At 33.3% G+C, this 12,314-nt stretch carries 12 protein-coding genes; 6 read left to right on the top strand and 6 right to left on the bottom strand.

Annotation, left to right across the window (positions count from 1 at the left end):
• Positions 1 to 42 precede the first annotated feature (42 nt).
• The 3 genes from Q7C23_RS10030 to Q7C23_RS10040 are packed head-to-tail and all read right to left on the bottom strand — an operon-like array spanning position 43 to position 1,883.
• Positions 43 to 507 (bottom strand): hypothetical protein, encoded by a 465-nt coding sequence (locus Q7C23_RS10030; protein ID WP_375032395.1) that lies wholly within the window; start codon positions 505 to 507, stop codon positions 43 to 45.
• Positions 508 to 524: 17 nt separating this feature from the next.
• Positions 525 to 1,037, bottom strand: a complete 513-nt coding sequence (locus Q7C23_RS10035; protein ID WP_375032396.1) for a hypothetical protein — start codon at positions 1,035 to 1,037, stop codon at positions 525 to 527.
• A gap of 9 nt (positions 1,038 to 1,046) precedes the next feature.
• Positions 1,047 to 1,883, bottom strand: a complete 837-nt coding sequence (locus Q7C23_RS10040; RefSeq protein ID WP_375032397.1) for a hypothetical protein — start codon at positions 1,881 to 1,883, stop codon at positions 1,047 to 1,049.
• A gap of 209 nt (positions 1,884 to 2,092) precedes the next feature.
• Between Q7C23_RS10040 and Q7C23_RS10045 the strand changes: the two genes are divergently transcribed.
• From Q7C23_RS10045 to Q7C23_RS10055, 3 genes are all read left to right on the top strand, one after another.
• Positions 2,093 to 2,974 carry a PPK2 family polyphosphate kinase gene (locus Q7C23_RS10045; protein ID WP_375032398.1) on the top strand — a complete coding sequence of 294 codons (882 nt, stop codon included), beginning with the start codon at positions 2,093 to 2,095 and terminating at the stop codon, positions 2,972 to 2,974.
• Positions 2,975 to 3,528: 554 nt separating this feature from the next.
• Positions 3,529 to 4,614, top strand: a complete 1,086-nt coding sequence (locus tag Q7C23_RS10050; RefSeq protein ID WP_375032399.1) for a sensor histidine kinase — start codon at positions 3,529 to 3,531, stop codon at positions 4,612 to 4,614.
• A 201-nt stretch (positions 4,615 to 4,815) separates the two neighbouring features.
• Positions 4,816 to 5,526 (top strand): LytR/AlgR family response regulator transcription factor, encoded by a 711-nt coding sequence (locus Q7C23_RS10055; RefSeq protein WP_375032400.1) that lies wholly within the window; start codon positions 4,816 to 4,818, stop codon positions 5,524 to 5,526.
• A 2-nt stretch (positions 5,527 to 5,528) separates the two neighbouring features.
• On the opposite strand, the gene Q7C23_RS10060 is transcribed toward Q7C23_RS10055, so the two are convergent.
• Both Q7C23_RS10060 and Q7C23_RS10065 read right to left on the bottom strand, forming a co-directional pair.
• Positions 5,529 to 6,464 carry a DUF6268 family outer membrane beta-barrel protein gene (locus Q7C23_RS10060; RefSeq protein ID WP_375032401.1) on the bottom strand — a complete coding sequence of 312 codons (936 nt, stop codon included), beginning with the start codon at positions 6,462 to 6,464 and terminating at the stop codon, positions 5,529 to 5,531.
• 166 nt (positions 6,465 to 6,630) lie between these two features.
• Positions 6,631 to 7,176 (bottom strand): hypothetical protein, encoded by a 546-nt coding sequence (locus Q7C23_RS10065; protein WP_375032402.1) that lies wholly within the window; start codon positions 7,174 to 7,176, stop codon positions 6,631 to 6,633.
• Between the two features lie 238 nt (positions 7,177 to 7,414).
• Between Q7C23_RS10065 and Q7C23_RS10070 the strand changes: the two genes are divergently transcribed.
• The 3 genes from Q7C23_RS10070 (at position 7,415) to Q7C23_RS10080 (ending at position 11,058) form a co-directional block, all read left to right on the top strand.
• Positions 7,415 to 8,800, top strand: coding sequence for an MATE family efflux transporter (locus Q7C23_RS10070; protein ID WP_375032403.1), 1,386 nt, complete (start codon positions 7,415 to 7,417; stop codon positions 8,798 to 8,800).
• 27 nt (positions 8,801 to 8,827) lie between these two features.
• Positions 8,828 to 9,055, top strand: a complete 228-nt coding sequence (locus Q7C23_RS10075; protein ID WP_072973177.1) for a hypothetical protein — start codon at positions 8,828 to 8,830, stop codon at positions 9,053 to 9,055.
• Between the two features lie 65 nt (positions 9,056 to 9,120).
• Positions 9,121 to 11,058, top strand: coding sequence for an LTA synthase family protein (locus Q7C23_RS10080; RefSeq protein WP_375032404.1), 1,938 nt, complete (start codon positions 9,121 to 9,123; stop codon positions 11,056 to 11,058).
• A gap of 69 nt (positions 11,059 to 11,127) precedes the next feature.
• Here the strand turns inward: Q7C23_RS10080 and meaB are convergent, their stop codons facing one another.
• Positions 11,128 to 12,225, bottom strand: a complete 1,098-nt coding sequence (meaB, locus tag Q7C23_RS10085; protein WP_375032405.1) for a methylmalonyl Co-A mutase-associated GTPase MeaB — start codon at positions 12,223 to 12,225, stop codon at positions 11,128 to 11,130.
• Between the last annotated feature and the right edge of the window lie 89 nt (positions 12,226 to 12,314).

Here is a 12,314-nt window from a genome sequence, read left to right on the forward strand (position 1 = left end):
TTTACGCGGACTTCTCATTCCTGAGAATGATATAAAATGAAACTATTTCATTTGTTTTTGATACCATGTTTCAATTTTTTTAATTGAAGCTAAATCTACTTTTGGATTACAATTTAATCCTAAATTTATTTTTGTTTGAGAAATATAAGAGTTTAGAAAAATTATGGCAAAACCTCCAACTTCAGCATTATCATTTGAGATGTACGAAGAGAAAATATTGATGTAGCCGCAGCATTTTTGTTTAGAATGCATAATTGAGATTAAATATTGGATATCATTTGCTTTGACCCAATTTTCAGGAAATTCTCCACCCAGTGTTACAAAATTTGTTAGCCTCTTATTATATCTCTCTGTAAATAGGGTAATAAACGATTTTGGATCTAAATCTTTTGGCGATAAGTTTTTATAATATTCCTTTTTTGGTTTATTTATTTTAAAATCATAAAAAAAATAGCCTCCAACTAAAAGAGTGAAGATTAGTAATATTGAAATAATTATTTTTCTCATATAAAGTTCATTAGTACTTAGTTGGCAAACTGAGGTTTAAATCTACGTTTTAATATGATTTCATCGTAATCATTATTATTGTTTATCTCTAAAATTTTAAATGATTCGACAATAATTTTGTTTTGGTCAAAAAAGTCGATCATTATTTCATCTTCAACTTTATAAATTGCAATTGTAAAATAATCTTGCGGGTATTTTGTCACTGATCTGGTAGCAGGCTCCTTGCATAAAGATTCGCTACCTAATATGAATGCATTTTTGCGATAAAAAGTCCAGATAATTGATTCACAATGACTTTTATGCTTGCCAGATTTGTAATAAATAGCATTTATTGTATCTTGTTTATAATATAAACTATCGGTATTACTAAAGTTCCAGGATTGATCTGAAGACATTGTGAAACGACCATTTTTCTTTTTGACAATGCTCTCTTTTAATATTTTTTTTACTGAAGATTCTGTTATTGTGGTCTGAGCAATTAAACATATTGGAACTAACAGAAATAAACTGAAAATAATTATCTTTTTCATTTGGATAATTTACTTAACTGGCAAAGTCAATTTAAAAATCTTAGTTTCCAATAACTCCGTATCATTATCCTCGCAAAGCAAAAACTCAATTTTATCACTTGATTTTTTATAAAAAGTCAATCCTTCAAATTTATTAGTTGATGTTATTTTTTGAGTGAAATCGATTTTCATGGTTTTAAGATCTATTCTTCCAATGAAACTTCCTAAGATATCACCATCATCATAAGTTGATTTTGTGTCTTCGGCAGTTGATAAGAAATAGATTTTGTCTTCGACTAAAATAGCATCGGTGAAACTAGAACGAGTGCCTTTTATTTTTGGCAGTTTATAATTGGTTGCCACCAAAGCAAATTCTTCACCCAGACTTTTAGCGTGAATGGTAAAAATGGTGTTTTTGTTTGATATTCCGTTACCACGGTTGAATAAATACCAGTTTTCTCCATCGAATATAGCGCCTTCCAAATTAAAATCTTCTGGTTTTATTTCGCCGAAACTTTGCATTAAGGCATATAAATCAACTAAATCATTTTTTTGTAAAATGGTTTTCGACTTAAGATCAAAAGCAATCATTTTGTTTCGCTTTTCGGTTGAACCGGAACCAAAAACATAAAGTGTATCATTATGATGCGTGATCGATTCGAAATCGGGTTTGATGTTTTTCGGAATGTTTTGTGATGGATTTTCAATTAAGGGGTGATGACTCAATTGCTGATTCTGCATATTGTATTCGTATAAGAATCCGCTGTTATCGCCAATGATATAGAGTGAATTGTTATTGAAGAATAATCCTGATGCTGATCCGATTCCGATGATTTGAAATAATATTTCTAATGTAAATTTTTCCATGAATGTTGTTTTGTAAAAAAGTGCTTAGCCCTGATAGTAATGGAAATACTTTGAAGAGAAATTGTATTTTTTACTGAAAGAACAAAGCGACCGGAGGAAGCTCTTATTGTGTCTTGTAAAAAAACAATTTGTTGAAAAAGTATTGCAATGAATAGCAGGAATATGCTTCGTAAAATTAGTATATTTATAATTATAAAAATGAAAGATATATGAAATCTATTGACCCGAATGATTTTAAAGTTGTAAAAAAAATAAAGTTATCCAAGATTTCGACTTTGCTCGATATTGATGCAGATGAAGAGACCAAAGAAAAAAAACTAGATAAAGTTCAGGCGAAATTGAGCGACTTGCAGGATGTTATGTATTCGCATAATAAATACGGTGTTTTGATTTGCTTACAGGGAATGGATACCTCCGGAAAGGACAGTTTGATCAGGGAAGTTTTTAAGGAATTTAATCCGCGTGGGGTTGTGGTACACAGTTTTAAAACGCCAAATTCTACTGAATTGGAACATGATTATTTGTGGCGACATTATCTGGCACTTCCGGAGAAAGGAAAGTTTGCGATTTTTAACAGAACGCATTACGAGAATGTTTTAGTAACGCGCGTGCATCCTGAATATATTTTGGGTGAGAATTTGCCGGGAATAAATTCGGTTGATGATATTACGCCTCAGTTTTGGGAAAATAGAATTGAACAGATTAATAATTTTGAAAAGCATATTTCGCAAAACGGAACCATCATAATGAAATTCTATTTGCATTTGAGCAAAGAGGAACAAAGGGAAAGATTGTTACGTCGTTTGGAAGAAGAGAAACATCATTGGAAATTTTCGCCCGGCGATTTAAAAGAACGCGAGCACTGGAAGGAATATCAGGAATATTATGAAGAAGCAATTAATAAGACTTCGACAGATCACGCACCTTGGTATATTGTTCCTGCCGATGATAAAGAAATGGCGCGTTATATTGTGGCTAAAATTATCTGGGAAGAAATGCAAAAACACACTGATATTAAAGAACCGGATCTTGATGACAAAATAAAAGCTAATATTGAAATGTATAAGCAACAATTGAAAAAAGACTCTTAATAAAAAGACTCTTTTTTTAGTTTAGGTTATCCTGAGGAAAAAATAAAGCTTATAGCTTTTATGAAAACCTTGACGGATAAAAAGTGCGTAGAAAGTAGAGGCAAAATGGTAGAAGCAAGATAGTTGATGTTGGAAATTTTCACGCATCTTTTTAGGTTAATTTTTGTTACGTAGTTTAAATAATAAATATTTTTTTCGCCACGAATTGTATGAAATAAATTAGTGCTAATTAGTGCAATTCGTGGCAAAAAAAACTTAAAAAATTCCCGTTGGTCAAAAGCCAAATACAGTTCGTCAAACTAATTTTAATAGCATTTTAGGTTTGTACTCCTTTGTATCAATTTAATAAAAGCTATTATTATGAACATGTACAAATTAGTAATGAATACGATTTTTTCTGTAAGTTTAATTTCTTCAAAAGCTACTACACAATCTGATTTTAAAAGATTCTAATGACAGTGTTGGATATTTTATTTTACCGTTTAACCTTTAAAACAGCAAAGAATCTTTTTAATTCTTTGCTGTTCTTTTAGAAAATATAAGGTTATTTTTGAATGCAAACTTTCTCACGATTTACTTACTCTTATTTGATGATTATAAAAAATAAAAACAGACACTGGATTTTTTTAGTGTTCTTTTGGTGTTTACTTGGTATTACGATTTGGGCACAAATGATAGATGCTTATAGTACATTGTCAGCAACTATTCAGGCCATTTTAATTTTGTTATGCTCTTCTCTTTTGGCACATTTTCTTAGTGATGTAATATTGCCAAATGCCTTACGAAATAGTAAAATGACACTATTTGCAATACAAAGTGTTTTTGTAGTGGTTCTTTTATCATTTTGCCTGGCAGTGATTTATGCTACTTTTTCAGATTCTTATACACGTGCACGATTATATCCCGAAGAAGGGAATATGACTTCTTTTCAGTTTTTATGGGCGCGATTTCTGGGAAGTATTCCTGCGGCAATTTTGATTTGTGGTACGGCTTGCGGACTTCGTTTCTATCAGGAACATAATGTTATTGAACAAAATCATGCACAATTGCAGCAAGTGCATCTGGAGGCACAGATCAAGATTTTGCAAGATCAGATAAATCCGCATTTGATGTTTAATGTGCTGAACCATATTCATATTTTGATGCAAAGTAATGTCGAATTAGCATCGGTTTTATTAGTTCAGTTTTCGGATATTTTAAGGTATCAATTGTATGAATGTAATAAAGAATATGTTCCGTTACATCTTGAAATAAAATATCTGAAAGATTTAATTGCGGTCGAAGAAACCCGTTGGGGCAATGAACTGGAAGTGAAAAGCAAATGGAATATCGAAGACGGCCAGCTTCAGGTTGTTCCACTGCTTTTGGTTCCTTTGATCGAAAATGCTTTTAAACATGTATCAAGACTTCCAAACCAAAAAGGATATGTGCACTTGTCTTGCGAACAAATCAATAAACAATTGATTTTTCGAGTAAAAAATTCTCATACAGAACAATATAAAATTCCTTCTAAAAGTCAAGGATTAGGACTTGAGAACGTCAAAAAGAGATTAGCAATTCAATATACGGAAAAACATGAATTAAGTATCAATAAAACCGATTCAGATTTTACAGTAAAAGTTGCTTTAGAATTGAAATAATTTTTTTGCTGATTAAAAGGATTAAAAGATTTTTTCGCTGTGAATCCCACAAATTGACACAAATTAATTCGTGCTTGCTCGTGACCCGAGTGCTAGCGAATAGGGAAATCAAATTTGTGGCTCATAATCTTTGCGAAGATTATTTTTTTATAAAAGATACGGAACCTGAAACAAAAATAACTAAAAAAAAAGCTTAAAGTTATGAAAATGAAATGTCTCGTAATTGACGATGAGCCAATTGCAAGAAACGGAATAGTAGATTTTGTTTCAAAAATTGATTTTCTTCAAGTGGTGGGTACTTGTGCTTCGGCATTAGAAGCGACTTCTTATATTCAGGATAAACAAATCGATTTGTTATTTCTGGATATTAATATGCCTTACTTGTCCGGATTAGAATTTTTAGAATCTCTGGACAATCCGCCTTTGGTGATTTTTACCACAGCTTATTCAGAACATGCTTTAGATGGTTATCGTTTGCACGTGGTTGATTATTTGTTGAAACCCATTACGTTTCAGCGTTTTTATCAGGCTACTTTAAAAGCAAAACAGTGGTACCAAATGAATTCACCTAAGCAAAATCAATTAGATCCATTTTTATATGTGCGTCAGGATGAAGGATTTCAAAAGATTTCGTGGGTAGATATTTTATATATCGAAGGAATGCAGAATTATGCAAAACTTCATTTTAAAGATAAAGTTTTGGTGATTCATCAAACCATGATTTCATTAGAAGAAACACTTCCTAAGGAGATTTTCTTTAGAATTCATAAATCATTTCTGGTAAACATTACGCATATCGATTCTGTTTCCGGTGGAAGATTATTTATAAAAGGCCAAGAACTACCTATTTCAAGAACACGCCGTGAAGCATTGTTGAAAGAGGTAGTTTATAAAAACTTATTAAGCCGATAGCTCTAGAATTTCCATTTTAGAGCTATTGCACCATAAAAAGTGGTTGCAAATTTAGGATCTGCGATATCTTTTTCTTTAAAAATATCTTTAATTTTTCTATTAGTAGTCGAAAAATTACGAACAAGTGTCGTTCCGGCGGTTGGTTCTAATGTCCAATGTTCGCCAAGTTTTAGCTGAGGTCGTAAACCTGTAATAATTTGCTGATATCCTAATAACGAAGACTTGTTTCCAATTTTAGTTTCTGCAGTCATACCACTTAATTCTATAACAGCTTTTAAATCGAAAGTATCAGACATTCGATAAGCAACTTCTGCACCTTCCGGAAAAGTAATCTTAAAATGTAAAGCACCTCTGGATTCCCAATTAAAATAAATTCCCGGAAGTACCATTGGAATACCAAAACTATTCGTTAAAACAGGCCCAAAACCTAAAGCCAGATTAGGATTAAATTGTTTGATAAAAAGAACACCACCTTGAATTAGGACATCATCTTTATTAATTTCAACCATATCGGTATAAACACCAAGAGAAGCTATTATCAATAAAGACCAGGAAGGTGAAATAGATCGCAAATGTTTAACACCAATTTGTGCGTTCAATAATTCAGTTGGGAAGCCTCCATGAAATTCTATAGGGAGATCCTGAATTTCGTAATTCTTGTTTTCCATTCGGGCATAACTTCCATTAATAATAACAGACCAGATTTTGGGATGATTGTATCGGTCCATTTCTAAAGAAAGAGGTACTTCAAAAGCTATTTGAGCTCTTTTAAAATTGCTCTCAGCAGCTGTTTTAGTACTGTCGATTGGTCGTACATATTTAGAAAAAGGCGCATAATCGACTTTGAATTCACCTGAGATTCCCGATTGTGATCTTGCCGCTACAGCAAATAGTAATAAAAGAAAAAGCTGTACAAGATAAAAAACTGTTTTGTTCATAATTTGATTAATTTTTCTGCGAATTACCGCGTTCTAAATCAATCATAAAAAATCATTTGACTAATGGCACATTTGTTTTGACCAATGGTATAAAACAACAAAACCCGACAGACTATGAGGATCTGTCGGGTTCATACCAAAAACAAAAGAATAAATGAACGTATTTTTATAAATCAAATCCGTAGGCAAGACGTAAAGCCACCTGATTGGTTTTGAATTTGTTGTAATCCTCATAGCGGACACTGATATCGATGTATTTGTTAGCGTATCCAATTCCTGGCGCCCATAAAAAAGTAGTGTCGTTGTATCCGTTTGTAACGGCAAAACCAGCACCCACTTCACCTAAAACATAGAATTGATCTTCCCAAATGAAGGCTTTAAAACCTGCTTTTGCAGGAATAAATCCAAGATCTTTTACATCAACTCCATTGTCATCTTTTCCCATAAATAGGTTTGTAAAACCTGTGGTCAATGTCAACGATGTTCTTTTAGACAAATCATATTGTAAACGAACATCTCCGCCAAGAGACCAATCGTAAGCATTGTCAGTTGGTAAACCTCCGTTTAAACCAAATCCCAATCTAAAACCCTGATCGTAATTTTTAATTTCACTTTCCGTATTTGCAGTTGCAGCGTCTTGAGCGAAAGTTGTGTTGGCAGATAAAAAAGCTATAGCAGCTAGGCAGATAAATTTCAGATTTCTTGAGATCATAAAGACATTTTTTTTTGAATTATTAATAATGTAAAAGTAGCAGTGAGGTCGTTTTTAGTCGTTATATAATTTTCTGAAATTGTTATATAATTTTCAAACAGACTTTATTTTCTGCCTTTAAAGTTTTGGAATTTGGAATTTTAGTTTTTTTGGAATTTTTAATATTAGCTTATCTTTTTTAATAATACTGCAGAATTCAAAGCTTCTGATTATCTTTGCCGACTTAAAAACATTAGAATTGAATTTAGCACAGTATACAAAGGAGTTTTCGTATAATTTAAAGTTAGCTTATCCCGTAATTTTAGGAATGGTGGGCCATACTTTAATAGGTATTGTCGATAATATAATGGTAGGGAAGTTAGGTAGTACTGAACTTGCCGCGGTTTCGCTTGGAAACAGTATGATTTTTATTGCCATGTCTTTAGGAATTGGTTTCTCAACAGCCATTACGCCCATTGTAGCAGAGGGTGATGCGGAGAAGAATGATACTAAAGTTCGTTCTGCTTTTCATCACGGCTTGTTTTTATGTACCATTTTAGGATTAATGCTTTTTGGTGTAATTGTTCTGGCAAAGCCTATAATGGAATTACTACATCAACCCGCTGATGTTATCAAACTTGCAAAGCCTTACCTTGATTGGGTTGCTTTTTCATTAATTCCGCTAATCATGTATCAGGGATACAAACAATTTGCTGATGGTATGTCGATGACAAAATATTCGATGTACGCTATGATTATGGCAAATGTGCTGCACGTTGGTATCAATTACATGCTGATTTATGGTATTTGGATTTTTCCGAAAATGGGAATTATTGGCGCGGCTCTTGGTACCGTAATTTCAAGAATATTTTTGGTGATGTTCATGCATATTATGCTGTCAAGAAGAAATGATTTAAAACGCTTTTTTCAGGATTTCAGTTTTCAGGAAATTAAAAAAGAAACCATAAAAAAAATAATAAGTATTGGTTTTCCATCAGCCATGCAAATGCTTTTCGAAGTGGTGTTGTTTACCGCCTCAATCTGGCTTTGCGGAAATATTGGAAAAACCAGTCAGGCAGCCAATCAAATAGCCTTGAGTCTGGCATCGATGACCTTTATGTTTGCGATGGGATTAAGTGTAACGTCAATGATTAGGGTTAGTAACCAAAGAGGTTTGCAGGATTTTAAAAAATTAGTGGTTGTGGCCCGTTCTATTTTTTTATTGGCCATTATACTTGAAACCCTTTTTGCGATACTATTTGTTGCGTTTCATAATTACTTACCGTATCTCTTTTTGAATATGGAAAATGGAGGACAATTGCTGGATAATAATGAAGTGATAAGTATTGCATCAAAATTGCTTTTGATAGCGGCTATTTTTCAAATTTCTGATGGAATACAAGTGGTGGTTCTCGGAGCGCTTCGCGGTTTGCAAGATGTAAAAGTGCCAATGTATATTACCTTTGTAGCCTATTGGGTAATTGGTTTCCCGATTTCGTATTATTTGGCAGAATATACGCCATGGAAAGCAGAAGGAGTTTGGATTGGACTTTTGGCAGGATTAACTTCGGCGGCGATATTCTTGTACATTCGTTTCCATTACTTAACAAAAAAATTAATCAATAATTCAGTTTCAAATAGCTAAATTTGAAGCATATAAAACAAAAATAAAATGGAATTACCTAAATTTTTACTCGGAGACAATACTGATTTCCCGGATGATATTTTTATTATTCATCTTGATTACCCAAGATTTATAATCAATTTAAAAGATGATGAGGTTGAATTTTTAGAAGAAGCGGAAGATCTTGATGAAGCCGAATTAAATGCAGAAATGGAAGGCTTAATTGAAAAAGCCAATGAATTTTATGATAGAGAAATAAATCGTTACGAAGAGTAGAGACGCATTGCAGTGCGTCTCTACGTAATTTTTTTAAGTTATTTTTTACGTTCTAAATCTTTCTAATGAAAAAATTAAGTTTTTTAAAACCTATTTTCAATTTTATAGCAATCGGATTGCTAATTACTACTTTAAGCCGAATATTTTTATTTTTTCTTTTTAAAGATAGGGTTGTCGAAACACCAAATTTTTGGTATATTTTCCCAATAGGCCTTCGAATGGATTTAATATTACTATGTTATTTATCTTTTCTGCCGGCTGTTTTAATTACTTTTTTACCGAATAAATGGTTGAAGTTTACTAATAAATTCCTTGTAGTTTATAGTTTCTTATTCCTGTTTCTAATTCTGTTTGTAGAATTAGCTTCGCCGGATTTTGTAAAACAGTACGATACTCGTCCGAATAAAATTTTCTTAGATTATCTAATATACCCAAAGGAAGTTGTTGGAATGCTTTTAAAAAGTTACCGGACTTCGATTATAGTTACTTTCTTGATTTTGGGAGCGGTTATCTATTTTGCTTTCAAAAAAGGGAAAAAATATTTCTATACTTCACTAGCTGATTATAAATTCAAGTTAATGGTTTTTCCGTTAGTTGCTTTTTTATTGTTTTTTGGAGCGCGTTCCAGTTTGGTTTCAAAACGTCCAATTAATGCCAGCAATGCTGTTTTCTCAACAGATCAATTGACAAATACTCTTGGCTTGAATTCATTCTATACGGTTGCTTTTGCAGCGTATTCGATCAAAAATGAAGGAAATACCAAGATGTATGGAAAAATGGATGAAGCCGAAGCTATTGCCCGTGTAAAGAAATACATGATTGCCGGTCCGAATGATTTTACAGATGCTGAAATTCCGTTTCTACATATACAACAACCAGACTCAGCTAATAAGAAACCTTATAATTTGGTTATCTTTTTACAAGAAAGTTTAGGGGCGGAGTATGTTGGAATTTTAGGAGGAAAACCATTAACTCCAGAATTTGATAAATTGTCAAAAGAAGGTTTATTGTTTACAAATCTATATTGTACAGGAACAAGAAGCGTACGTGGAATTGAAGCGGTTGTGACCGGATTTTTACCTTCACCGTCAGAAAGTGTGGTAAAGTTAGGAAACTCACAACAAGGATTTTTTACCCTTGCAGATGCCTTGAAACAAAAAGGATATGACACCAGTTTTATTTATGGTGGAATGGCGAACTTTGATAACATGGCATCGTTTTTTAACGGAAATGGTTTTCAGGATATCGTGGACCAGACAGATTTTGAATCAGATGGAAACAAATACGCTTTCAAAGGAACCTGGGGTTATTCAGATGAAGATTTGGTTACCAAAGCAAATAGTTATTTTAAAGCAAAAGGAGATAAACCGTTCTTTTCTTTAATGTTTTCTACTTCAAATCACGAACCTTTTGAATATCCGGCTGGAAGAATCAAACCTTTTGACAAGATACCTGCAACAGTAAATAATGCCATGAAATATGCCGATTTCTCCATTGGGAAATTCTTCGAAATGGCTAAAAAAGAAGCGTATTTTAAAAACACAATTTTCATTGTTATTGCAGATCATAACACAAGAACATACGGTAAAAACTTAGTGCCAATTAATAAATTCCATATTCCGGCTTTAATAATGGGACCAGGAGTGAAGAAAGGTACAGTTTACAGCAATTTGGCAAGTCAGATTGATATTCCGCCAACCCTATTAGGTTATTTAGGAATTCCGTTTGAAACTCCAATGGTTGGTAGAAACTTAAATAAGCTGGATGCCAAAACACAAGGAAGATCAATTATGCAGTTCAATGATATCAACGCCTTCAGAGTCGAAAATCAGGTTGTAATCATGCAGCCTAATTTGAAACCATTGCAATTTGAAATCAAAAATGATACGACTTTAATTCCAGTTAAATTAAATGAAGAATTAGCAAAAGATGCTTTGGCGCATGTAATTACAGCGGGAAATTTGTACAAGGAAAATAGATACAAGTTGAGAGGAACTAAATAGGTTCATAGCTACAAAGGAACAAAGGTTCAAAGAAACAGAGTGTAAAACCTTTGTCGCTTTGAACCTTTGCTACTTTGAACCTTTATTAAAATATAATTTTAACAAAAGCTGAGCAGCAACAAAAGGTGAAATTTCATCATTTTGCACTGCTTTTTTGTTTTGCTCTAATTGGGAAATAATTTCAGGCTGATTATAGAAGTTCAGTTTCAATTGTTCGTTGATGGTTTCCATCATCCAAAAATGATTTTGTTCTTTTCTTTTTTCCTGGAAGAAACCCGTTTGGTTGGTCATTTGAACATAATCAGAAATAGTGTTCCAGATTTCCGAAACGCCTTCTTTAGTGATGGCGCTACAAGTCGTAACTTTTGGCTGCCAGTTTGATTTTTTTGGAGGAAATAAATGCAAAGCGCGATTGAATTCCAGTTTCGCCTGATTTGCTTTTTTTATATTATCACCATCGGCTTTGTTGATGACAATCGCATCTGCCATTTCCATGATGCCACGTTTAATGCCCTGAAGTTCATCGCCGGCGCCGGAAATTTTTAGTAATAAGAAGAAGTCCACCATACTATGAACGGCAGTTTCACTTTGTCCTACACCAACAGTTTCGATAATGATGGTGTCATAACCTGCAGCTTCACACAAAATAATCGATTCACGGGTTTTTCGCGCCACGCCGCCTAAAGTCTCTCCGGAAGCACTTGGTCTGATAAAAGCATTTTCATCTTTTACCAATTCTTCCATACGGGTTTTATCGCCCAAAATACTGCCATGCGAAAGGGAACTGCTCGGATCAACCGCCAAGACCGCTACTTTTTTGCCAAGTTGCGTTAAGAAAGTTCCAAAAGCTTCAATAAAAGTACTTTTTCCAACGCCGGGAACGCCTGTAATTCCAATTCTAATGGATTTATTAGCGTGTGGCAAACATCCTTTAATAACTTCGTTTGCTTTTTCAGCATGTTCCGGATTGGTGCTTTCGGCTAAAGTTATGGCACGACTTAAGGCAGTTCTGTTTCCATCCAGGATTCCGGCAATTAATTCTTCTGAAGAAGGTTGTTTTCGCCTGTTTTTCTGAATTTGTGTAATAGCCGATACATTGATAATTTCAGGAGGTGAAATACCGGCTTTTTCTTGTAAACTGCTGGATTGTTTTTTTGGACTTGACAAAATATATTTTTTGGTATTGTAAAAGTACAGAAAACAAAAACAGTTTCAAAAGGGTTATTTTCTTTTGAAACTGTTGAAGTTTATAGCCA

This window comes from Flavobacterium sp. LAR06 (assembly GCF_041946075.1).
GTDB lineage: Bacteria > Bacteroidota > Bacteroidia > Flavobacteriales > Flavobacteriaceae > Flavobacterium.

Bases quoted from the DNA above. Each gene is read 5' to 3' on its own strand.
- Q7C23_RS10050 (WP_375032399.1), top strand. From the start codon at position 3,529: ATGCAAACTTTCTCACGATTTACTTACTCTTATTTGATGATTATAAAA.
- Q7C23_RS10080 (WP_375032404.1), top strand. From the start codon at position 9,121: ATGAAAAAATTAAGTTTTTTAAAACCTATTTTCAATTTTATAGCAATC.
- Q7C23_RS10065 (WP_375032402.1), bottom strand. From the start codon at position 7,176: ATGATCTCAAGAAATCTGAAATTTATCTGCCTAGCTGCTATAGCTTTT.
- Q7C23_RS10040 (WP_375032397.1), bottom strand. From the start codon at position 1,883: ATGGAAAAATTTACATTAGAAATATTATTTCAAATCATCGGAATCGGA.
- Q7C23_RS10060 (WP_375032401.1), bottom strand. From the start codon at position 6,464: ATGAACAAAACAGTTTTTTATCTTGTACAGCTTTTTCTTTTATTACTA.
- Q7C23_RS10035 (WP_375032396.1), bottom strand. From the start codon at position 1,037: ATGAAAAAGATAATTATTTTCAGTTTATTTCTGTTAGTTCCAATATGT.
- Q7C23_RS10030 (WP_375032395.1), bottom strand. From the start codon at position 507: ATGAGAAAAATAATTATTTCAATATTACTAATCTTCACTCTTTTAGTT.
- Q7C23_RS10075 (WP_072973177.1), top strand. From the start codon at position 8,828: ATGGAATTACCTAAATTTTTACTCGGAGACAATACTGATTTCCCGGAT.
- Q7C23_RS10045 (WP_375032398.1), top strand. From the start codon at position 2,093: ATGAAATCTATTGACCCGAATGATTTTAAAGTTGTAAAAAAAATAAAG.
- Q7C23_RS10055 (WP_375032400.1), top strand. From the start codon at position 4,816: ATGAAAATGAAATGTCTCGTAATTGACGATGAGCCAATTGCAAGAAAC.